Annotated in this window: 23 protein-coding genes; 15 read left to right on the top strand and 8 right to left on the bottom strand. The window is 46.5% G+C overall.

Going from position 1 to position 22,597, the window contains the following annotated elements:
- The first annotated feature begins 78 nt into the window (after nt 1-78).
- A complete protein-coding gene (locus tag GC130_RS27365) occupies nt 79-594 on the top strand; it encodes an MOSC domain-containing protein (protein WP_152001553.1) in 516 nt (171 codons plus the stop codon).
- Here the strand turns inward: GC130_RS27365 and GC130_RS27360 are convergent.
- The gene (locus GC130_RS27360) at nt 546-1,226 is read right to left on the bottom strand and encodes a hypothetical protein (RefSeq protein WP_152001552.1); all 681 of its coding nucleotides are present in this window, start codon (nt 1,224-1,226) and stop codon (nt 546-548) included. The genes GC130_RS27365 and GC130_RS27360 overlap by 49 nt on opposite strands.
- Nucleotides 1,227-1,358: 132 nt before the next feature.
- Here GC130_RS27360 and GC130_RS27355 point away from each other — a divergent pair, with 132 nt between their 5' ends.
- The 6 genes from GC130_RS27355 to GC130_RS27330 all read left to right on the top strand — a co-directional run bounded on the left by GC130_RS27355 (nt 1,359) and on the right by GC130_RS27330 (nt 8,264).
- The gene (locus tag GC130_RS27355) at nt 1,359-2,642 is read left to right on the top strand and encodes a parallel beta-helix domain-containing protein (protein WP_152001551.1); all 1,284 of its coding nucleotides are present in this window, start codon (nt 1,359-1,361) and stop codon (nt 2,640-2,642) included.
- Nucleotides 2,639-3,754 (top strand): SO2930 family diheme c-type cytochrome, encoded by a 1,116-nt coding sequence (locus tag GC130_RS27350; RefSeq protein ID WP_152001550.1) that lies wholly within the window; start codon nt 2,639-2,641, stop codon nt 3,752-3,754. Before GC130_RS27355 ends, GC130_RS27350 begins: the two co-directional genes overlap by 4 nt.
- A gap of 142 nt (nt 3,755-3,896) precedes the next feature.
- A complete protein-coding gene (locus tag GC130_RS27345) occupies nt 3,897-4,118 on the top strand; it encodes a hypothetical protein (protein ID WP_152001549.1) in 222 nt (73 codons plus the stop codon).
- 159 nt (nt 4,119-4,277) lie between these two features.
- Nucleotides 4,278-5,978 carry a single-stranded-DNA-specific exonuclease RecJ gene (gene recJ / locus GC130_RS27340; RefSeq protein ID WP_152001548.1) on the top strand — a complete coding sequence of 567 codons (1,701 nt, stop codon included), beginning with the start codon at nt 4,278-4,280 and terminating at the stop codon, nt 5,976-5,978.
- Between the two features lie 15 nt (nt 5,979-5,993).
- A complete protein-coding gene (lptB, locus tag GC130_RS27335; protein WP_152001547.1) occupies nt 5,994-6,725 on the top strand; it encodes an LPS export ABC transporter ATP-binding protein in 732 nt (243 codons plus the stop codon).
- Nucleotides 6,726-6,770: 45 nt separating this feature from the next.
- Complete coding sequence (locus tag GC130_RS27330) at nt 6,771-8,264, top strand: GH3 auxin-responsive promoter family protein (RefSeq protein WP_226940628.1); 1,494 nt, start codon at nt 6,771-6,773, stop codon at nt 8,262-8,264.
- 47 nt (nt 8,265-8,311) lie between these two features.
- Here GC130_RS27330 and GC130_RS27325 read toward each other — a convergent pair whose 3' ends face one another.
- Together GC130_RS27325 and pheA are read right to left on the bottom strand one after the other, a co-directional pair.
- Nucleotides 8,312-8,827, bottom strand: a complete 516-nt coding sequence (locus tag GC130_RS27325; RefSeq protein ID WP_152001545.1) for a PepSY-like domain-containing protein — start codon at nt 8,825-8,827, stop codon at nt 8,312-8,314.
- Between the two features lie 142 nt (nt 8,828-8,969).
- Entirely contained in the window at nt 8,970-10,034 is a 1,065-nt protein-coding gene (gene pheA, locus GC130_RS27320) for a prephenate dehydratase (protein WP_152001544.1), read from the bottom strand.
- Nucleotides 10,035-10,297: 263 nt separating this feature from the next.
- Here pheA and glyA point away from each other — a divergent pair, with 263 nt between their 5' ends.
- From glyA to rpiB, 3 genes are read left to right on the top strand one after another with little or no spacing between them, the layout of a single operon-like run.
- Nucleotides 10,298-11,569 carry a serine hydroxymethyltransferase gene (glyA, locus tag GC130_RS27315; RefSeq protein WP_152001543.1) on the top strand — a complete coding sequence of 424 codons (1,272 nt, stop codon included), beginning with the start codon at nt 10,298-10,300 and terminating at the stop codon, nt 11,567-11,569.
- Between the two features lie 40 nt (nt 11,570-11,609).
- Complete coding sequence (gene tatC, locus GC130_RS27310) at nt 11,610-12,428, top strand: twin-arginine translocase subunit TatC (protein ID WP_152001782.1); 819 nt, start codon at nt 11,610-11,612, stop codon at nt 12,426-12,428.
- The gene (rpiB, locus tag GC130_RS27305) at nt 12,425-12,859 is read left to right on the top strand and encodes a ribose 5-phosphate isomerase B (protein WP_193218039.1); all 435 of its coding nucleotides are present in this window, start codon (nt 12,425-12,427) and stop codon (nt 12,857-12,859) included. The genes tatC and rpiB overlap by 4 nt, the downstream gene beginning before the upstream one ends.
- Here the strand turns inward: rpiB and GC130_RS27300 are convergent, their stop codons facing one another.
- Complete coding sequence (locus tag GC130_RS27300) at nt 12,860-14,269, bottom strand: hypothetical protein (protein WP_152001541.1); 1,410 nt, start codon at nt 14,267-14,269, stop codon at nt 12,860-12,862.
- Nucleotides 14,270-14,354: 85 nt separating this feature from the next.
- Here GC130_RS27300 and rbfA point away from each other — a divergent pair, with 85 nt between their 5' ends.
- The 4 genes from rbfA to GC130_RS28775 all read left to right on the top strand — a co-directional run bounded on the left by rbfA (nt 14,355) and on the right by GC130_RS28775 (nt 19,305).
- Nucleotides 14,355-14,738: a 30S ribosome-binding factor RbfA gene (gene rbfA, locus GC130_RS27295; RefSeq protein WP_152001540.1), complete on the top strand. Its 384-nt coding sequence runs from the start codon at nt 14,355-14,357 to the stop codon at nt 14,736-14,738.
- Between the two features lie 12 nt (nt 14,739-14,750).
- Nucleotides 14,751-15,974, top strand: coding sequence for an FtsX-like permease family protein (locus tag GC130_RS27290; RefSeq protein ID WP_152001539.1), 1,224 nt, complete (start codon nt 14,751-14,753; stop codon nt 15,972-15,974).
- A gap of 197 nt (nt 15,975-16,171) precedes the next feature.
- Nucleotides 16,172-19,117, top strand: a complete 2,946-nt coding sequence (locus tag GC130_RS27285) for a DEAD/DEAH box helicase (protein WP_152001538.1) — start codon at nt 16,172-16,174, stop codon at nt 19,115-19,117.
- Between the two features lie 11 nt (nt 19,118-19,128).
- Nucleotides 19,129-19,305, top strand: coding sequence for a hypothetical protein (locus GC130_RS28775; RefSeq protein ID WP_193218038.1), 177 nt, complete (start codon nt 19,129-19,131; stop codon nt 19,303-19,305).
- A gap of 56 nt (nt 19,306-19,361) precedes the next feature.
- On the opposite strand, the gene GC130_RS27280 is transcribed toward GC130_RS28775, so the two are convergent.
- Nucleotides 19,362-19,865 (bottom strand): hypothetical protein, encoded by a 504-nt coding sequence (locus GC130_RS27280; protein WP_152001537.1) that lies wholly within the window; start codon nt 19,863-19,865, stop codon nt 19,362-19,364.
- Nucleotides 19,866-19,886: 21 nt separating this feature from the next.
- Nucleotides 19,887-20,462, bottom strand: a complete 576-nt coding sequence (locus GC130_RS27275; protein ID WP_193218037.1) for an RNA polymerase sigma factor — start codon at nt 20,460-20,462, stop codon at nt 19,887-19,889.
- 113 nt (nt 20,463-20,575) lie between these two features.
- On the opposite strand from GC130_RS27275, the gene GC130_RS27270 reads away from it, so the two are divergent.
- Nucleotides 20,576-20,902, top strand: coding sequence for a DUF6249 domain-containing protein (locus tag GC130_RS27270; protein ID WP_152001535.1), 327 nt, complete (start codon nt 20,576-20,578; stop codon nt 20,900-20,902).
- Nucleotides 20,903-20,905: 3 nt separating this feature from the next.
- On the opposite strand, the gene GC130_RS27265 is transcribed toward GC130_RS27270, so the two are convergent.
- Together GC130_RS27265 and GC130_RS27260 are read right to left on the bottom strand one after the other, a co-directional pair.
- On the bottom strand, nt 20,906-21,832 hold the full coding sequence (locus GC130_RS27265) for a carbon-nitrogen hydrolase family protein (protein ID WP_226940627.1): 927 nt from the start codon (nt 21,830-21,832) through the stop codon (nt 20,906-20,908).
- A gap of 10 nt (nt 21,833-21,842) precedes the next feature.
- Nucleotides 21,843-22,559, bottom strand: coding sequence for a hypothetical protein (locus GC130_RS27260; protein ID WP_152001534.1), 717 nt, complete (start codon nt 22,557-22,559; stop codon nt 21,843-21,845).
- Between the last annotated feature and the right edge of the window lie 38 nt (nt 22,560-22,597).

Raw genomic sequence — 22,597 nt, 5'->3', positions numbered from 1 at the left:
TTCTACTATCATTCAAAGTCTTTCATTGAATTTAGTTCGAATAGCATCAACCTATTGATTTCACCACAACCGCCTTCTATGAAAGAGCTAAACGAAAACACACCTATGGCAGAGATGATGAGCCACTTTAGCCAAAAAGGTACCGTCGCATGGATTGGCGTTCGTCCGGCAAGGAATGAAGCCGTTTTATCGGTCAAAAAAGTGAAAGCAACACCCGGAAACGGGTTGGAGGGCGATCGGTTCAAAGGATCGGCCAACAGCCCCAGGCAAGTGACGCTTATTCAGGCTGAGCATCTGGCAGCTGTGGCTTCGATGATGAACAAAGAAAGTGTTGACCCGGGGTTGTTAAGGAGAAATATTGTGGTGCAGGGCATCAATCTGCTGGCGCTAAAGGATAAAACCTTTGCCATCGGCACTGCTGTTCTGGAAATGACCGGCTTGTGCCACCCATGCTCAAAAATGGAGAAGGCATTGGGCTTTGGTGGCTACAACGCCATGAGAGGCCATGGCGGTATCACAGCTAAAGTAATAAAAGAAGGGGTGATTCAGGTGGGCGATTCGGTGCTTGCTTCAGAAGACGGTTCGGGTGACTGATCGCCAGTCAGTTTGCTGTCTGTTTTTTTCAAGCCAGAAAGCCTGTCCAGCTCCCAATGAGGGAGCAACAAGTCGTTGAACCTCAGCTGATACTGCTCTATCAGCGTTTTTACCATGAAATTGATCCTTCGCAAGGCATCTTCCCGGTAGTCGATCCTATTCATCGGATGGTGAATAAACAGCATGATAACTGGAAAAGACTGCTTTCTAAACTCTCCCAAAACCGAAGGAATCTGGTCACTTGCCTGCTCGCTGCCCGCCAATTGCTCATTTGCTTGCCTGGCGAGTTCTCCGATGTGTTTCACCAAATGAACGTACAGTTGCTGCGTTTCCTGAGTGGAGTTTGCGTACTCTTCGGTCAACTCATTGCTGTAGTTGGCCACCAATTTTAGTCCCGTCAGGCAAGCGTTCAAGGTCGGGTACACATTGGGCTGCCAAAATATTTCTCTGAACGTAAACAGATTTGGGAGCATCTCTGCATCATAATAAGGGTCACTCTCAAGCTGGTGAATGAGCGCTAGAGAAACCTTTTCACTCACAAAATTTCCCGCCACCAGATTGAAAGACCACTCTGATGCCTCCTCCCCAACTATTTTAAGAAAAGGCCATATTTCACCGAAATCAAGTTTCATAGGCATTTGGAAAGATAGGAAGGTCGGCAAAAAGAAAAAAGTGTGGTTTCATTCATTGCTAGAATCGCCTCAATTGTCCTGATGTTTTTTATTTTTACTTTGCGACATTAACATTTTGAACAACACTGACTCATGAAGTACTTTTTTATTTTGGCCCTCTTCGCTTTGCTTGTAGCGTCCTGTGGTGACCCTGTTACCAGGGCTATCGCCTTTGAAGATACCGACTACAAGGATATTTCTCAGGACTTGCAGACCAGGCTCATTATGGCCGAAGCTGGGGATACTATCGTTATATTACCCGGCCATTATGTGTTTAAGAGGAGCCTTACTTTGGAAGGAAAAGACAGCATCACCATTATGGGTGCTGGAATGGACAAAACCATTCTCTCCTTCCACGAGCAAACAGAAGGAGCCGAAGGCCTGAGAATTCAGAACGGAAACAAGATCGTGCTCAAAGATTTAACGATCAGAGATGCAGTCGGCGACAACATAAAAATACAAGACATTAACGGCCTGGAGCTGATCAACGTGAAATCGGAGTGGACAGGTGAGCCCGAAGAAACCAACGGGGCTTATGCGATCTACCCTGTGATGTGCAAAAATGTTTTGATTGATGGATGTGTGGCTATCGGTGCCTCCGACGCTGGCATTTATGTGGGGCAATCGCACAACGTTATAGTGAGCAACTCTACTGCCTATAACAACGTGGCCGGCATCGAAATAGAAAATACCACGAGCGCTGATGTTTTTAACAATGAAGCCTATGATAACACTGGTGGCATCCTGGTTTTTGACCTGCCTGGTCTTTCCCAATTAGGGGGAAACGTCAGGGTGTTTGACAACAAGGTAAGTAGCAATAATTTCCGAAACTTCGCTCCTAAAGGGAACATAGTGGCCTCGGTGCCTCCCGGCACAGGCGTGATGGTGCTGGCGATGACATCAGTAGAAATTTTTAACAACAAGGTATCTGAAAACAGAACGGCAGGAGTGTCTGTTATCAGCTATGACTTTGTGATGGCAGCAGCAGCCATGGACGATTCGAATGACGGCGACGCACAGATGTCGCAGAATGAAGTCGCCTATAAAGCTGACAAAAACTACAATCCTATCCCCTCTGGCGTATTTATTCACGATAACAACATCACCAGTAGCTTTACTTTGCCCTCTCTCAAAAGTGATATTGGCTATCTGCTCGTATGGCAATTCGGACTCTCCATTCCTGACATTCTGTGGGATGGGATTACGGCTGATCCAAATGACAAAATAATCTGTGTGCAAGAGAACGGTGGCGCATCGTTTGCCAATATGGACGCAGCCAATGATTTTGAAGACAGCAACCGGGATATTGATGCACACACCTGTTCAGGAAATGTGCTTCCCCCGGTCGTTTTAGAAAAACCAGTTGCTTCGCTATGAGGTTTTTTGTTGCCGTCCTTTTCCTTTTTGCTTTTTTTGCTGCCTGTGACTCAGGCCAGAAAAAAGAAGCAAGTCAAAGACTTGTCCCTGCTTCTTTAAGAACGAACAACGACAATATCCGGCAAAACAGGCAACCTCTTTCACTTGGCCCCGACAAGCTGTCGGAGTTCGTGTTCTTCGAAGGAAAACTATCGGATTTAGTACCAGGCAAAGGTATTGTCCCCTACGACCTCAACATGCCATTGTTCTCTGACTATGCCGACAAAAGCAGGTTTGTGGCCGTGCCTCCAGATAAAGTTATCACCGTGTCGGAAGATGGCTCGCTTGATTTTCCTGTTGGCACCAGGCTCATCAAAACTTTCCACTATCCCGCTAAAAACGAGGCTGGCAGAAAGCTGATGGAAACGAGGGTGATAGAAAAGACGGACAAAGACTGGAAGGCCCTGACCTATATTTGGAACGATGAGCAAACGGAGGCGTTTCTTGAAGTAGCTGGCGGCAATATCGATGTTGAACTGGAGCAAGATGGCGTGTTGCAAAAAGTAAGCTACTCAGTGCCGGATATAAATCAATGCAAAACATGCCACGGCCGATCCAACGCAGTGATTCCCCTGGGCCCAAAAATTTCGCAGCTAAATAGAGACTACACCTACCCCGAAGGCACTACTCAAAATCAATTGAGTTACTGGAAAAGCAAGGGACTTCTTGACCTTCGGGACGAAGCCGCCGCATTGGGGGCATTTCCTGACTGGAACTCCGCACATGCCAACGTCAGTCTGGCCGCCAGAGCCTATCTCGACGCCAACTGTGGTTCGTGCCACCACCCGAAAGGTTCAGCCAACACATCGGGGCTATTTCTCACCTTTGACGTCGCCGAAAGAAGTAAGTATGGCATCATGAAAAAACCCGTCGCAGCTGGCAAAGGATCAGGAGGGCGGCTTTATGGAATTGTGCCTGGCAAACCAGAAGAGTCTATACTTGTTTTCAGAATGGAGTCAACCAACCCGGGCATAATGATGCCAGAGCTTGGCCGGTCGCTACAACACAAGGAGGGAGTTGCTCTTATCCGTCAGTGGATATCAGAATTGGAGGCAAGCACTCCCTCACAATAGTTTATTTTTGCAGGCTTTAGGGGCTTACCTATAATTTCTTGTCTTTCAGGAGAGTACACGTTAAAATTAACGAACCTTTAACATCATTTTAACGTCCTGGGAAAAATAAAGTAGTACGCTTGCATAATAAATTCAAAGGGTCATGTTTAAGTTAAAACCCATCTACCTCAACGGTAAAAAGTTCATTCAACTTTCTCAGTTGCCAATGCGCCAGGCCAACGCTTTGCTGTCGTGGCTGCCAGGTAAAAGTATCATGCGCCTGATCAACGACGGCGTTGAGCTTGAAGACTGTATCGACTATTCCAACTATGAGTATTGGTTCGATACTTATTTCAAGAAGAGAGAGTTCGAGCTGGACTTTTGATATTTTTCAAATAGAGTATTGACCCCCGACGCTCCTTTCGGGCATGTCATCATATTCTCCTCATTTCTTTACAGACTATCGCTCATCAATCGATTGAATTTGTATTTTTGGAAATAACCTGTTTTTCATATTTCCCAAGTACTTCAATCGCAGCAATAAATGAGCAAAAGATGGGTATACAAAGACCTACCTGATCCCGAAACAGTGCATTCGCTGGCTTCAGGCATTAAGGTAAGCGATACCCTGGCAGCATTGCTGGTTCAAAGAGGCTATTCCACTTTCGAAGAAACCCGTGCCTTTTTCAGGCCACACTTGGGTCAGCTACACGATCCATTTCTGATGAAAGACATGGAAAAGGCGGTGAACAGGTTGAGCGAGGCCATTTTCAAAAAAGAGAAAATTCTTATTTATGGAGACTACGACGTGGATGGCACCACTTCTGTGGCACTGGCTTATGGGTTTCTCCGTAAGTATCATTCCAACATCGACTATTATATACCTGACCGTTACGATGAGGGTTACGGCATTTCGGAAACTGGCGTTCGCTGGGCAGCCGAGCATGGCTTTACACTCGTCATTGCCCTGGACTGTGGCATAAAAGCAGTTTCGAAAGTAGCGCTGGCCAATTCCCTCGGTGTGGACTTCATCATTTGCGACCACCACCTTCCCGGCCCGGAACTGCCCAAGGCATTTGCCGTGCTTGACCCAAAACGCCTCGATTGCGACTACCCGTTTGATGGACTCAGCGGCTGTGGAGTCGGCTTCAAGCTCATGCAGGCCTTTGCGATACAAAACACGGTCGATATCCAGGAGCTTTATCTTTACCTCGATCTGGTGGCTGTCAGCATTGCCTCCGACATTGTCCCAGTTGTAGGCGAAAACAGGGTGCTGGCCTACTTTGGTTTACAGAAGCTTAATAAATCGCCTTTGCCTGGCCTGAAAGCCTTGAAGAATCTTTCGGGTATTCGGGGAGATGTGACAGTGACCCGGGTAGTTTTCGGTATCGGGCCACGCATCAATGCAGCCGGCCGAATCGATCATGCGGGTGCGGCAGTGGAGCTGTTGCTGGCAAGAACGGAGGAAGAAGCCGAAGAGCTGGCAGCCCAGCTTGACATCAAAAACGACCTCAGAAAAGGCTTTGATGAAAACATTACGAAAGAGGCTCTCGCAATTATTGAGGAAGAAGATCAACTCAAGAAATCTTTTTCGACTGTGCTGTATAGAGAAAATTGGCACAAGGGCGTTATAGGCATTGTAGCGTCCCGTTGCATAGAAAAATTCTATCGGCCTACTATTATACTTACAGAGTCAAATAGCAAAGCAACCGGCAGTGCCCGGTCAGTGGTGGGCTTCGATGTGTACGAAGCCATAGCAGAGTGTGCTGACTTACTCGACCAGTACGGTGGTCATAAGTACGCAGCCGGGCTAACGATGAATCTGGACAAGGTTGAGGCCTTTAAGGAACGGTTCGAAGAAGTGGTGGCCAGAAGAATTACACCCGAAATGCTGGAGCCAATCATTGACATCGACCTGGCAATTCCTATCGAAGGTATCAACCACAAGTTTTTCAATATTTTACGTCAAATGGCTCCATTTGGGCCTGGCAACATGCAACCGGTGTTTGTCTCCACCAACGTAGTTGCCAAATCGGTAAAGCAGCTGAAAGACATACATTTGAAAATGTTCTTAAGCCAGGAAGGTTCAAAGGCTTCCCTTGAAGCTATTGCGTTTGGGTTCGGCGAGTACTACGATGCTATTGCCCATGGCGCACCTTTCAATGTGGCATATACCATTGAAGAGAATGATTTTATGGGAAACAAAACCATGCAATTACACATCAAAGATTTGAAGCTTGATTAATACCCGGAAGGATCGATGAAACTAAGTGCACACAACCTGATAAAAAAGTATAAAGGAAGAAGCGTTGTCAACAATGTGTCAGTTGAGGTTTCGCAAGGAGAAATTGTCGGTTTGCTCGGCCCCAACGGTGCCGGAAAAACGACCTCCTTTTACATGATAGTAGGCCTGATAAAGCCCAACGACGGGGAAATTTTCCTGGATGAACAGAACATTACTGACCTGCCGATGTACCGGAGGGCCAAGCTTGGTATCGGGTATTTGGCACAGGAAGCCTCCGTGTTCAGGAAACTAAGTGTAGAAGAAAATATCATGGCTGTTCTCGAAATGAGAAATATTCCGAAGGCTGAGCAAAAGGAAAAGCTGGAAAGCCTGCTGGAGGAATTTAGCCTCGGGCATGTGCGCAAAAACCTCGGCATGGTGCTTTCCGGAGGAGAGAGAAGAAGGACCGAGATTGCCAGGGCTTTGGCAGTTGATCCCAATTTTGTATTATTAGATGAGCCTTTTGCAGGGGTAGACCCAATCGCTGTCGAAGAGATCCAAACTATTGTGGCCCAGCTCAAGAAAAAGGATATTGGAATCCTCATCACGGACCACAATGTGAATGAAACGCTGTCGATAACTGACAGGGCCTATTTGATGTTTGAAGGAAAACTGCTAAAATCAGGGACTGCTGAAGAGCTGGCTGCTGACGAACAGGTAAGAAGGGTGTACCTGGGCAAGCACTTCGAGTTAAAAAGAAAAGTTTAGTCAACAACACCAATGGAAATTCTCAATTCGATAATGACCTGGGTCATGAAAAAGCGAATCCACCAGATCGAGCTTTTCATGAAGTATCCCTTTGAGGTGCAGGAGGAGCTTTTCCAGAGGCTGATTCAGCGGGGTAAGGACACAGAATACGGCAACAAATACGGCTTTGTGGATTTTCGAAATCACGAGGACTTTCAAAAGCGGGTGCCCATTGTTTCCTATGAAGAACTGGCGCCCTACATTGACCGATTAATGAAGGGAGAGCAAAATGTGCTCTGGCCAAGTGAGGTAAAGTGGTTTGCCAAGTCGTCGGGCACTACCAATGCCCGCAGCAAATTCATCCCCGTTTCTCCGGAGGCACTTGAAGACTGCCATTTTAAGGGTGGCAAAGACCTCATTTCCATCTACGTTAACAACTACCCCGAATCCAAGCTTTTTACAGGCAAGGGCCTCACCATTGGCGGCAGCCAGCAGATCAATCAGTTTGATAAAAACGCCAACTCCTATTACGGCGATGTTTCCGCTGTTATCATCAAGAACCTTCCTCTATGGGTTCAGTTTGTGCGCACACCAAGCATGGAAATTGCGCTGATGGACGAATGGGAAGAAAAAATTGAGATGATGGCCACCACCACGCTGGAGGAAAACGTAACCAGTATTAGTGGCGTGCCCACATGGACGGTCGTCTTACTACAGCGAATACTGGAGCTAACAGGCAAAACCAATATCCTGGAGGTGTGGCCAAACCTGGAAGTCTTCTTCCACGGCGCAGTAGCTTTCCCCCCGTACAAAGACCTCTTTAAGGCGCTCATCCCCTCCGATGGCATGCGCTACATGGAAACCTACAATGCGTCCGAAGGCTTTTTTGGCATACAAGACCAAAGGAACTCAGACGAGATGCTGCTGATGCTCGACTACGGCATCTTTTATGAGTTTGTCCCTTTTGAGGAAATTGGCAACGATAACCCCAAAGCACTAACACTGGAACAGGTAGAAATCGGCGTCAACTATGCGATGATTATTACAACCAACGCTGGACTATGGAGGTACAGAATTGGTGACACGGTTAAGTTTACCTCTATCAGTCCTTTCCGGGTCAAAATCAGCGGCCGGACAAAGCACTTCATTAACGCCTTCGGCGAAGAGCTGATCATAGAGAATGCAGAAACGGCGATTACTGAAGCATGCAGGGAAACCTCGGCGGTGATCAGCAATTTTACAGCCGCCCCACGTTACCTTGAGGGTGGCCAAAAGGGAGCTCATGAGTGGGTGATGGAGTTCATTAAGCCTCCACAGGACAGAACCAGGTTCATCGAGGTTTTGGACAGCACACTTCGAAAAATCAATTCAGACTACGATGCCAAACGATATAAAGGCCTTGCCCTCGAAGCGCCGGTGCTCTACGTGGTGGAAGAAGGCACTTTCTACCAATGGATGAAAAAAAGAGGGAAGTTAGGTGGCCAAAATAAAGTTCCACGGCTTTCCAATTCCCGGGAGTATATTGACGACCTGCTGGAAATGATGAACGTTACGGCATAAAAAAAGGGAGCCATTCGCCCCCTTTATTGATCTGATTTCTTCGCTCATCATGAATGCCTGTCCCGGATCACCTTGCCATCGGGCGATATCAAAATCAGGCGCTCCAGGTTGCCTTTTTCCAGCTGTATCTCAAACCTATCACGGTTGAACCTGCCCACAGAGATTATTTCATTTCGATCAACCACCTTCCAATTGCTATACTGCGAATGTATCGTAGCTTCTACTGCCTCGGGCAGTTGGGCGTGCTTCTTTATTTCATTAGCCTTTTCAAACCCCCCATCGGGTTTGTAGTACGCTGTGAAATCCAGATCACTGTTTTCGATGACTACCTTATACACTTTTGCCGTCAAGCTGCCCTTGCCTTCCATGTAGTGCAGGTACCACGTTTGATCCTGGAAATTGCTCGTTTCCGGAAATTCATTCTCCAGGCTTTTGAGTATCCGAATGGGCACTTCGCTCCTCTCAATTTTTGTGTTCTTGCCTATTTCAATTTGTTGGGCACTGGCCTCAACCACAATTCCAAAAGCTATAGCCACTGCGGCCAGCATTGATAACTTTTTCATTTCGATGGTTTTTTTGTGTTCTTTTCCAGGCAAGCGTGGCTGTTTGTCACGCTTTGGAATTTGAGGCCTCAAATATTTCCCAGATGAGTTTAAAACGATCCAAAAGTACGTTTCGTTCTTCTCAATGGAACTATTTTCTTGACTAAACCAGCTTCACATAGCTGCCCAACCACTTAATGTTGTGCCAGTAGTTCTTCACCACCTTTTGAACCCGTCTATCATTGAAATGGCCATCGAAGTCGATATAAAAAATATACTTAAAATTAGAGCCTTCTTTGGCTGGTCGGCTCTCAACTTTGCAAAGATTGATCTTGGCTTTGTGGAATTCCTGTAGAAACGTAACCAAAGCTCCCGGCTTGTCTTCGAGGCGTGCTAAAATGGAAGTCTTGTCATTGTTGCTTGGCTCGTTAAAATGGCCTTTGCAAAGAATGATGAACCGGGTAGAGTTCTCTCCGGAATCTTCAATGTTCTCAAACAGTATCGGAAGGTCGTATTCCTTGGCCGCAATATGAGCGCAAATAGCGGCCGCACCTTTTTCTTCCTTAGCTATTTTTACAGCCGTGCTTGTAGAGTTGACCGGCACCAGTTCCACTCCTTTGTCGAAATGATCCTCGATGAAAGCACTACACTGCCTGAAAGCAATGTCTTTAGAATAAATTTTCTTAATGCTTTTCAGGTTTTCTTCCTCAGTGGCAAAAGCGAAGTGGATGGCCAAAGGCAGCTCGGCAATGATGTTGAGGTCGTACCGGCCAAGCAGGTCAATTGTTTCCTGAACCACGCCCTCCTGATTATTCTCAATAGGCACTACGCCAAACCTCGCCCTATCGCTCTTAACGGTTTCAAACACCGCTTCAATGGAGTTGAGTGAGGTGTAAGTGCTCATTGCCCCATACCGGCTTTCGGCCGCCTGGTGGGTAAAACTTCCTTCCGGCCCCAGGTAAGCCACTCGTTCAGGCAGCTCCAGATTCCTCGCTACTGCGAAAATCTCAAGAAAGATGGCTTCAATGGCCGCCCTGTTGAGCAATCCTTTGTTCATTTTGTCAAGCCTGTCGATGATAGCCTTTTCTCTTTCGGGGCGGTAAATCGTGGCGTTGGTCTTTCTTTTCAGGTCACCGACCTGCTTCACCACTTCCATCCTCTGAGCCAATAAGTCCAAAATCCTGTTGTCCAGGTCATCTATCTGCTTCCGGTATTCTTCTAGTGCCATGTCCTATGCCTTATAATTAATTCCTGATCCAACAGGTATGCGCTGTGCGGATGTTGCCTTTATTTTGAAATGGGAACAAAAATGTACGTTTTTTTTGGGTAAAACAACATATAGCAGCTGTGTCAGTTGGCCGAAACGGCGGGCTTCGTCAAGGCATATTTCTTTTGGTTGTCGCATGCTAAAAAAGGCATTGTAATACGTCTGGTATTTCAATTGGTAAATTCTACTGCTTGCGCTAACTTTGGCCGCAAACAATTCCTGAAATGCAGAGAGATACATTGATTTTTGACCTCATCCAAAAAGAGAAGAAAAGACAAGAAGACGGCATTGAGTTGATAGCCTCTGAGAACTTTGCTTCTCCGCAGGTAATCGAGGCGATGGGTACCGTGCTAACCAATAAATATGCCGAGGGCCTGCCTGGCAAAAGATATTACGGAGGCTGCGAAGTGGTGGATGAAATAGAAACTCTTGCGATTGAGCGTGCAAAGGAATTGTTTGGCGCCACGTGGGCCAACGTACAACCTCACTCAGGGGCTCAGGCAAATGCCGCCGTGATGCTGGCAGTGCTTAATGCCGGTGACGCTATCCTTGGGTTTGACCTTTCACATGGTGGACATTTAACTCACGGATCCCCCGTCAACTTTTCAGGCAAGCTGTACCGGGCCAATTTTTATGGCGTTGAAAAGGAAACCGGCGTCATCAACTATGACGTGGTAGAAGCTACAGCAAAGAAAGAAAAACCTAAGTTGATGATTTGTGGTGCTTCAGCTTACAGCAGAGACTGGGACTACGAAAGACTCAGGGCTATTGCCGATGAAGTAGGTGCGCTGCTGCTGGCCGATGTGTCTCACCCTGCGGGGCTCATTGCCCGGGGTTTGCTCAACGATCCGCTTGACTATTGCCACATAGTAACCACCACCACGCACAAAACACTGCGGGGCCCAAGGGGTGGCATGATCATGATGAGGGAGGATTTTGAGAATCCGTTTGGGCTAAAAACGCCTAAAGGTGACTTGAGAATGATGACCTCGCTGCTGGACGGCGGTGTTTTCCCTGGCACGCAAGGCGGCCCACTGGAGCATGTGATTGCAGCCAAAGCCATTGCCTTTCAGGAAGCTTTGTCGGACGACTACATGAACTATGTGCTGCAGGTACAAAAAAATGCGAAGGTAATGTCGCAGGCGTTTATGGATAAAGGCTACAAGGTGATTTCGGATGGTACCGACAACCACATGATGCTGATCGACCTGCGCCCCAAAAACCTTAGTGGCAAACAGGCAGAAAATGGCCTTATAAAAGCGGATATTACCATCAACAAAAATATGGTTCCCTTCGACGACAAGTCTCCGTTTGTAACCTCTGGCATGAGGCTCGGAACTGCGGCCATGACCACAAGAGGACTCAAAGAAAAGGACATGCTGAAAATCGCCGAACTGGTGGACGACGCATTGATGAACCATGAGAATGAGTCCAAACTTTCCGCTATCAAGAAGGAGGTAAATAGCTGGATGAGCAACTTCCCACTTTACAAATAATTAAACTATATCGGCCGTGGCGGAGAGTGAAGAGAAAGAAATGTCGTTTATCGACCACCTGGAGGAACTCAGGTGGCATTTGGTACGTTCAGTAGCATCAGTATTGGTTTTTTCCGTGGCCGCCTTTGTTTCCAAGGGCTTCATTTTTGGGGTACTGATTCTTGGTCCATCCAAAACAGACTTCTGGTCTTACAGAATGCTTTGCAAGCTCTCAGAAGTAGTTGGAATAGATGCGCTGTGCATCAACGAGCTTCCCTTCATTATCCAAAGCCGACAGCTTACCGGACAGTTCACTATGCACATCACCTCCTCACTGGTGGTGGGGCTGATTTGTGCCTTCCCCTATGCCTTTTGGGAAATTTGGCGATTTGTTGCGCCGGGACTTTATTCACATGAAAGGAATTTGACTCGTGGGGCCACCTTTTTCGTGAGCTTCCTTTTCATGATCGGCGTGTTATTTGGCTACTTTATAGTAACACCTGTGTCAGTTTACTTCCTGGCCAACTATCAGCTGGATCCATCCATTCTCAACGAGTTTGATATTATCTCTTATGTTTCCACTGTAGTGACGTTGGTACTGTCAAGCGGGCTGATTTTCCAGCTTCCGATTGTGATGTATTTTCTAACGAAGGCGGGAATTGTAACGCCGGAATTCCTGATCACCTACAGAAGACACGCTATCGTCGTTATCTTCATTGTTGGTGCTGTGATTACTCCACCTGACCCTTTTAGCCAAATGCTTGTTTCGCTGCCGATCGTTGGTCTTTATGAAGTGAGTATCTATATTTCTAAGAGAATCAAACGCAGAGAAGCGAGAGAAGAAGCAAAAGAAGCGCTGAAACGAAACCCGAAATCATGAGCTTAAAAATTGCCCTGGGAGCTGATCATGCTGGCTTCGGTTACAAAGAAAAGATACTTGCCTTTTTGCAACGTGAAGGTCACGTAGTAAAGGACTTTGGCACCTACAGTGCTGATTCGATAGACTATGCGGACTTCGCTCATCCTGTGGCCACATCCGTCGAAAGTCATGAATCTGATTTTGGTATCCTTATTTGTGGCAGTGGCAATGGTGTGGCCATGACGGCCAATAAACACCAGCAAATACGAGCGGCCCTTTGCTGGAAAGAGGAACTCGCTTCACTTGCAAGGCAACACAACAACGCCAACGTATTGTGCATGCCGGAGCGTTTCGTCGACTATGAAGAAGCTGAGAAAATGGTGAAGGCTTTCCTTTCAGTTGAATTTGAGGGAGGCAGGCACGAACGAAGAGTGGGCAAAATAAGCTGTTGATTACTCCCTTCTTATATAGAAGTTAGTCCCCGCCACGCTCTCATATCTTTTGCCTATGGCAGGTGCCCGATCTATTAACTTAGGCATCAAACCTTCGAGGTCTACAATTACGTCCGGCTCTGTCTGACTGATATTGTTAAATACATTTTCAACATTGCTGTAAAAATCGAGTTGTGTTACCTCCTCCTGGCTTAGGTCCCAATTCAGGTATTTGCTGCCCAATGCGCTGCTTTCGTAGTAGCTTTCCTTATCGCCAATTACCCATATTTTCTTGCCTGCGTAGCTAGCAGGCAACAACTCCTTTTGAGCAAAATATGCATCGTAAGTAATTATCTCATTGAGCCTGGCAGGCAACTTAAATGTTGCATAGCTCCAACCAAGCACCAAAACAAAAACCAAAGTATTAAATATTTCAGCCCAAATTCTCCGCCTCATTTCCAGGATGTAGTGAGCGGTAAAGAAGGCTAGCGGCGGCACGAAAATAAGGAGCAGCTGAGGAACGATTTGATTCGAAATAGCCAGCGTGATGAATCCCGCAATAATGTTGATGAACATTACCTGCTGAAACTTCACCTGATAGTTGGCAAACCTTGCTTTCGTGTAAATCCGAAACAGAGAAACCACAAGAATCAACAGTGAGGCACCGCCGATAACCAAAAGCTGAAAAGAGGACATCAAATAATGTTTCCTGGTTCTCCAAAGTCCTTTCATAAACTGTGTGTGGAACTCATCCACAGCGTCGAGCCAATAGTAGTAAGCATAGCTGACAGAAATCACCACCGAAAAGCCAAAAAAGAGCAGAATGTACCGCCGTGGAATGGATCCCGTAAAGAGCGCCAGCGACAATGCTGTGGTAAGAAGGAAGGGAAGCAGCGGCAGATAGAACAATACTGCAACACCCAAATAAAGGCCTGTGTAGAGGAAAAGCTCGTCCCGGGTATTGTTGTCTATGCGCCGGAAAATATTGTTGATCGCTAATAAGATGAACGTGATACTGAACAGAATTGGCGACAGCGTGATGAAGTCGAACGAAAGATTCATGTACATCATGTAAAACAAGGCAGGCACGTAGGTGTTTTCCTTGTAGGCTTTGTTCCGTAGCAGTACCTGGTTGAATAGTCCAGCCTGAATAATCACCAGCAAAGCAGAGATGACGTAGTAAGGCCAGCGGGAGTCGCCAAACAGGTAGAAGATGACCTGATACATGACGCCTGACAGCGGCCCGATGTCGTCCCAAATATCGAGATAAAGGTGACCGCCCTGAGCCATTGCTTCCCCAACAAGCCGCCAGTGCAGCTCCGGTAACGTCAGTGGAATTCCCCAAATGTAAAATGGCAGCCTTACCAGCACCAAAAGTAGCAGCACAAAAATGAGGCGGTAAGGGTCGTTTATTCTAAAAAAAGATAGCAACGGATTTTCTCAAGGTTATTGTCTTGCCACGAAAATACGTGTTATAACGCCGATTGTGCAAAATAATGCGGATATTTGCCACCTTATGGAGAGCACCAGACAACAAAAATACGCCCGCTTAATACAGAAAGAATTAGGGGAGATTTTCCAGCGTGACACAAAACACATGTTTGGAAAGGCCTTTATCACCATTACGCTAGTGAAAATGAGCCCAGACCTCGGCTTTGCCAAAGTGTACCTCAGCATTTTTATGGCGTCGGACAGAGATGAAATGCTTGCGCAGATTAACGAGCGCAAGAGCCAGGTTCGAAAACTTCTTGGCCAAAGGATAGGCAAACAGGTAAGAATAATTCCTGAAATTGCTTTCTTTATTGATGACACTGAGGATCACGCACGCAAAATGGATAGTTTGATCAACAGCCTAGATATTCCACCGGCGGACGAGGAAAATGAAGAGACAGAAGGTTAACGAACTACTACTTTGAATCTACCTCTATTCATCGCCAGGAAGTATTTCGTCTCCAAGAAAAAGAAAAACTTCATCAACGTTATTTCCATCATCTCCATGGTAGGGGTTGCCGTTGGCACCATGGCATTGATCATTGGGCTCTCATTTTTCAATGGGCTGGAGGATATTCTCAGAAACCTGTACGGCACATTTGACTCGCAGATAAAAGTAGAGGCTTCAAAGGGGAAAACTTTTGCAGCCAACAAAAGCCTGATTGATTCAATAGCGGCTGTTCCGGGTGTGTCGATTGTGTCTGAAGTAATCGAAGACTTTGTGCTCATTTCCTACAACGACACTGACATGGTGGCGAAGATAAAGGGTGTTAGCGATAATTTCATCAGCAACCACCGCTTTGAAGAGCACCTTGTTCAGGGCGAGCTCCTGCTTAAGAAAGACAAAATGCCAAGGGCCATTATTGGGCGTGGCATTCAGTACGCCCTTTCAATTTCGGCCAACAACGATTTCCTCGCACTACAGCTTCATTACCCAAAAAATGTGAACCCAGGCTCGTTAAGCCCATCGAGCTATTTCAATAAGCAAAGCATTATGCCAGGTGGCTTTTTTGCTCTTGAGAAGCAGTACGACGAGACCTACATCTTCGTCCCACTTGATTTTGCCGTCACATTAACGGAGTTTGGCAACAAAAGGACAAGCCTGGAGCTCCAACTACAAGAGGGTTTCACCCCAGAAGCTGTGAAGCCGACATTGCAAAAACTACTGGGCGACCAATTCAAAATCCAAACTTCAGAAGAGCAACATTCTGATCTCTTCAAAATACTGAAGTGGGAGAAGTTTTTCGTTTTTCTGACCTTCTCGTTTATTGTGGCTATTGCCTCATTTAACATCTTCTTCTCGCTTTCCATGCTTGCCCTCGAAAAGAAAAGGGATGTGGCGATCCTCTATGCGCTTGGTGCCACAGATAAGCTCATCAGAAGGATTTTCGTGTCGGAAGGTGCACTTATCGGGCTCATTGGCGCCTCTATTGGCCTCGTGCTCGGACTTACTTTGAGCTATCTTCAGCAGCAGTTTGGGGTTGTTTCTTTGGGTATGCAAAGCTCTATTGTAGACGCCTATCCTGTGCTCATCGATCCCCTCGACGTTGCCGTTACTGCTGTGCTTTCTATCCTGGTCACCTTGCTTGCCTCCTACAGACCCGCCTACCTGGCAAGCAAATCAAAGTTTATCGCTGACTTGTGAACCCGTCAGCGGTTCATTTTTGCCGTATATAAAATGAATCGCCCTCGGGTGCTTCACCAATAAAGCTATCAATGTTTTAGTTTTCAACTGATTGGAGAAACTTCATTGATTTTAGAGTCAAACAGATTACAGAATTTTGATGCTTATTTGACCGATAATGGTTAGTTTTCAGGTTTGAAAATTTTTTGAATCTATTAATGAACGTTTCACCAGCAAAACCATTCAAATTAATTTATTCTCTGTTCCAGCACGAGTACCTCGGCTATTTGGTGGAATCGTTCGTGGTACAAGTAGATGAAAAAGGCAGGCTTTCTTTGGCTTCTCAAAATATTTCCTTCAAGAACGCACAGGAATTTGCTGCCGGGCTGGACGAAGTCGATTACGAACTCATAAAGACGATGGACTCGATGCAGCAGGATGCGGTAGTGAGTCACTTTCATAAAAAAAAGATCAAGCCGGCAGAATTCTTTTTAAAAACCTACGACACCGAAAAAGGAAACAAGCTACTACAGCAGGAAATTGAGCAGTACCTGGAAAGAAGGAGAGGAAAACTACTGCCCTTGATGGTGAACAAGGAGGTGTACGAAATGGGGCGAGATGGTGACCCTGCCTGGAAAAAGCTGGAATGGCAGAACGAACCAGCCACTGTTCTCTTCCACTTCAGGCGAAATGAAGACAACACTCACTACTTCCCAACGCTGAAGCTGAACGGCGAAAAGCTTGAGTTCAACAACAAGGGGGCCTACATCGTAAGTAAAAAGCCGGCCTGGATGGTGATGGACAATATGCTGTTCACTTTCAAAAAAGAAGTAGACGGCCATAAGCTAATGCCGTTTTTGAACAAGAAGTTTATTGTGATCCCCAAGTCGGTGGAGGATACTTACTACAGGAAGTTCGTCGCTCCTCTCGTTGCAGCTTTTGACGTATACGCCAAAGGCTTTACCATCAACACCGTTAGCTTCCCCCCAAAGGCTGTTATCACTTTTTCTGAGCTTGCATCAACAAAAGAGCTATCACTCTTTTCCGACGAGGGCAATGTGGCTGTGGCGGGCGATCCCAACGATGAAAAAATGCTTTTTGAGCTCGTTTTTCAATACGGCCCGTACAAGTTCAAAGCTGAAAATCTGACTGAAGTGAGTGTGTCGGTAGAGCAAAACGGAGACGACTACACATTTCACAGAGTCAACCGTGACCTGACGAGAGAACGGGAAATTATTGCCCTATTGAAAGAGTCGGGGCTGGAGTTGAAGCATGCAAAGGCCACCCTGAACAAAGGGGAAGCGTTCAGCTGGATGTCTTTTACCGCTCCTAAGCTGGCAGAGCTTGGGGTCAAGCTTCAGCAAAACCAAAAGGGAGACAAGCGGTACTTTATCGGTACTTCGCAAATCTCGATTGAGGTAAGAGAAAACATTGACTGGTTCGACATTTTTGCCACGGTTCGGTTCGGTGAGTTTGAAATTCCATTTCAAACCATCAGAAAGCATATCATTCGAAAACAAAGGGAAATCACGCTCCCCAATGGGGAAATCGCCGTTATCCCTGAAGCCTGGTTTACGGAATATTCTGAGCTTTTCAATTTTGCCGAAGATGGCAAAGCTGACGGAAGTGCCGTTTCACTCAAAAAACATCACCTGGCGCTGGTTAAGGAGTTGAGCAATAGCGACCTGGCTACCGTTACACTCAGCAGAAAACTGGAGAAGTTGCGGGGCTTTGAGGAGATCGAAGACTTCCCGGCCCCATTGCATTTTAAGGGCACGCTAAGGCCCTACCAGAAAGCTGGGTTCAATTGGCTAAGGTTCCTCAACAGCTACAACTTTGGCGGCTGCCTGGCAGACGACATGGGCCTGGGAAAAACCGTGCAGACGCTCGCAATGCTTCAAGCCGTGAAAGAAGAACAAAACGGCAACACCGGCACCAGCTTGCTTGTCATGCCCACATCGCTTATCTACAATTGGGAAAAAGAAGCAATAAAGTTTACTCCTGGCCTCAAAGTGCTGAACTACACAGGCACACAAAGAGAGAAAGATGTCACCAAATTTGCCGACTACGACCTGGTGCTCACCAGCTACGGCATCGTGCGGCTTGACATCGACTTGCTGGAAAAGTTTTACTTCAATTACATTATACTTGATGAGTCTCAAGCCATTAAGAACCCTTCTTCCAACATTGCCAAGTCAGTGAAGAAACTTCGATCGAAGCACAAACTTATTCTGACAGGAACGCCGGTCGAAAACACCACGCTGGACTTGTGGTCGCAAATGAGCTTTATCAATCCTGGACTTTTGGGAAATCAGGCATTTTTCAAAAATGAGTTCCTTAACCCTATTGAAAAAAAGAACGACGAAAAGAAGGTTCAGAAGCTTTACGCCATTATAAAACCGTTTATTCTGCGGAGGAAGAAAAACCAGGTGGCTACTGAGCTGCCTGAGAAAGTTGAAAACGTTCAGTATTGCACCATGACTGCGATGCAGGAAGAGGAGTATGAGACAGCCAAGTCGCTGTTCAGAAACAAAATCATGGATCAGATAGAAACGGATGGCGTCAACAAGTCGCACATGATTTTGCTACAGGGCCTGACAAAGCTCCGGCAGATAGCCAACCACCCCAAGCTCGTTGATCCCGACTATGGGGGCGACTCAGGAAAGATGGAGGACGTGACCCACATGCTGGCAACAGCTGTCGGCAAAGACCACAAAATATTGGTTTTTAGCCAGTTTGTGAAGCATTTGGCTTTGCTGGAAAATTACCTGAAGGAAAACAGAATTACCTATTGCTATCTCGACGGCTCCACCAAGGACCGCCAGGCACAGGTAGAGAAGTTTCAAAATGATCCCTCTATTAAGGTGTTCCTAATCTCTCTGAAAGCAGGAGGCTTGGGCCTCAACTTAACCAAGGCCGATTATGTGTTCCTCCTCGACCCCTGGTGGAACCCGGCCGTGGAGGCACAGGCCGTGGACAGAGCGCACAGAATTGGGCAGGAAAACAAGGTTTTTACCTACAAATTCATCACGAAGAACACTGTAGAGGAGAAAATATTGGCGCTTCAGCAGTCAAAAATGAAGCTGGCTACGGAATTAATTAGCACCGAAGAGAGTTTTGTAAAAAATCTTTCGAAAGAAGATATCCAGAATCTATTAACCTAAAAACCATAGTAATGACTGATCAGGAAAAAACCACCGTTGAAGGCGAAATCGCAACACTGGAAGGCAAGCTTACCGGCGACATGTTTCAAGACATGGAGATCAGGGATAAAATCCACAACCTCAAAATGACACTTGAGGGAGTCCGCCCGAGCAACTCTGAATTTGAGTGCGTGGGCTGTGGGAGCTAATGAATACCCTTCGGTAATATTTTCTGACCTGCCCCTCCGCAACCGCTATCTCGAAGCTAAAAGAGAGACGGCAGGTTGGGTTTGAACTTCCCACCTAAAAATTTGTCAGCCACCAGCAAGACAGCAATGGCCGTGGCAATAACCACAAGCTGAATAAGTGCTGGATTGTCGATTGTTTCGAGCATGGGAGCAAAGTCGAACGCTGGGAGTTCAGGAAGGTAATTGGGCTCTACGGTTGGGGGCGGCACCGTTTCCTGAAATAAAGGCAATATGCTAAGTACCCCAGCAAACATAGCTGCAAAAATCCCCAGTGCCATCCAAAGAAGTCGGTTGCTCTTACTGGCCCTGGCTCTTCCGGCCTCTATCCTATTCATAATGTTATCGGTGAAAAGCATATCATCGAATTCCATCATGTTATGTTCAGCCATTAGCTTGTCAGCATTTTGCATGCTTATCAACTGCTTTTGCAAAACGCTGTCCTTGCTTATTTGCTTCTCCAGCTCCTTCCTCTCACCAGCTGGAAGTTTATCTCCTAAATAGTCGAATAATTTTTGTTCCATGTTTTCCATTGCCTTTTCTTTTTAGGTCAATGAGGTTATTTCCTCTTTCAAGCACTTTCCCAGCCATTCGGCCAGCTTTTTTCGTGCCCTGAAAATTTTTACTTTAACATTGTTGGGGGCAAACCCAGTAATTTTTTCAATCTCCTCCAGCGTCAGCTCCTGAAAGTAATAGAGTGTAATCAAAAACGCATCATCCTCAGGCAACCTTTCAATCGCCTTGTTGATCCAGGCCCTCCTTTCCTTTTGAGAAAGCAGCTCACTGGAGTTCATACTGTCCGCATCCAAAACGCCGGAAGCCTTCTCAATATCTGTTTCAGGTAGCCTTTTTTTCCTCCTTTTACTTATCGCAGTGTTAAAAACAATTCTATAAAGCCATGTACTGAATTTGGCGTCGCCTTTGAACGACGAAATATTGTTATAGGCCTTAATAAAAGAATCTTGTGCTACCTCCTGGGCGTCTTCGTGCGAGCCCGCAACCCTGAGAGCAAGCGTGTAAACATAGCTTTTGTGCCTGTCTACCAAATGGCGAAAGTAGGCAGACTCCCCCTTTTTAATAAAGGTGATTAGCTCCTCTTCAGTATAACTAGTTTTTGACACCGCCCCTATGACGCACGTTTAGACACAGAAGTTACCGAAAAAAAAATAAAGTTTCATTTGTAACCGCCGCAGGAAGCCGGGCGTCATAGGGGCAAATCAAAACTTAAAATATCATGCACGGACCAGAAGTATTAATCCCATTAGCGCTGTTTACCTCCATTGCCATCACCATCATCTTTTGGAGGAAGTTTCTTAACGAAGAAAGACTAGCTGCCATCGAGAAGGGTGCCGACCCCAATGTTTTCAGAGGGAAGTCAACCAATAGCATTGCACTTAAATTTGGCTTGCTGTTTATTGGTGTAGGCTGCGGAATTTTATTTGGAGGTCTTATTGAAGGCTTTTTCAGAGATGAAGAGGTGGCCTATTTTTCCATGATTTTCATCTTTGGAGGCGCAGGACTTTTTATCTCACACAAAATGGAACAGAAGGAGAATCAATAGAATTTATTGGTTCCTCTTGCTATTTACCTGGAAGTCAAAAATATCAGTCCTTTTATAATGACCCGTTACATCAAGGGTCATTTTTTCCTTTATAGCCTCACGCAGGGGCAACTCTACCTCAATCGTAGTTTCCAAATCGAAAATAGGCTCCCGGATGTAAAACCCGTCGGGCCCCACCACACAACTCCCACCTTTCAGGAGCAAGCTTTCGGGGTTGGCTTTTAGGTCGTCTGGAAGCTCAAAGGCTGCGGGGATGTCTTTCGCCCTCAGTATCTGCCCAACGGCCAGCACAAAACACCGGCCCTCGAAAGCATACTGACGACTGGCAACCTGGTGCATTTCGTGTACTGTGGGCCACAAAGCAATGTGAACTTCCTCCCCGGTTTCGTGCATTGCTTGCCGTGTGAGGGGCATCCAATGCTCCCAGCAAATGAGCCCACCCACTCTTGCCCCAGCGATTTCTGCTGACCGCAATCCGTTTCCATCACCGACACCATAGATCAATTTTTCCGTGAAAGTCGGCATCAGCTTTCGGTGATGCACCACTAGCTCACCAGCCGAGTTGATTAGGGCCATTGAGTTAAACAACGTTCCACTGGCATTTCCGCTGCCTTTTTTCTCATTGATTCCAATGCAAACAGCTATACCAAGTTCGGCAACTGCCTGCTGTAAAGCCGCCATTTCAGGCCCGTCGATCACAATCGCATTTTCATAGGTTTTTGCGAAAACCTCCTTTGTTGGCTCGTGGTTCCAAAGGGCAGCTCCGGGGCAGTAGTCGAGCCAGGCCGGGTAGCCACTTAGCCAGCTTTCCCCAAAAACCGCCAGCACATTGCCACCACTAGCCGCCTCCTTTATCAGCGCAAGGGCTTTTTCCAAACTCCTCTTCTTGTCAAGGTATTCGGGAGCATGTTGAATAATGGCTACTTTCATTTGGATGCTGTCAGTTAAAAAAGCTGTCGTTGAGAGGATAACCCAAAAGCACCTCGTCATAGATTAAGTCGGCACTGCCTTCTTCAGTGTCCATCACAAACACGGCTGGCACTTTCACACCTCCGAGATCCATGTATCTGAGGTACCTTATTTCCTGCACGTCTTTTTTTGATAACTTTGAAACGCTGATAATTCTTTCCAGTACTATCTCGTAGCTGCCCTTGTCAAGTAAAAATTCCAATTGCGACTCTTCAGTGTCAAGTGTCAGCTTGTAAAATTCCCTGTTGTTCCATTTTTCGGAGGACAAACTGAAGTGGCCGTCCCCCGTCGCCCTCAAAGGCGATGTTGACCTAAGCATCCAAAGCAGGTCGAACGACTCCTTTCCTTCCAACTCAGTAGTGACACCACCTTGCCTGCTTACAGCCCTCCCATTGGCATAGGTGTCAGTCCACTTCACTCTCCCTTGTGTCCACTCAATCTTTATCTTATCCGGAAACTTGAGATAGGCCACGAATGTGATTGGCTCCATCGTTAGCGGCACGTACCGCCCCTTGATGCAAGCCGTGCGAAGCTGCTGAAGACTTGCCTCCCCGATCATACGAAAGTGTTTTTCAACTACCTGATTTTGTGCTAACAGCGTGGTGTGGACAAAGAAAACCAAGGTCAATACAAACCCCGCCACAACCGGCCCGGGAAGATTTCCATGCGCAAAAAGAAGTTTTCTCATATTTATATGTCAAAAGTAGCAAAAACCAAACATTTCAT

Origin of the sequence: Imperialibacter sp. EC-SDR9 (assembly GCF_902498805.1) — a bacterium.
Lineage (GTDB): Bacteria > Bacteroidota > Bacteroidia > Cytophagales > Cyclobacteriaceae > Imperialibacter.
Note: the sequence above shows the minus strand (reverse complement) of the source record. Positions and strands in the feature narration are given on the sequence as shown.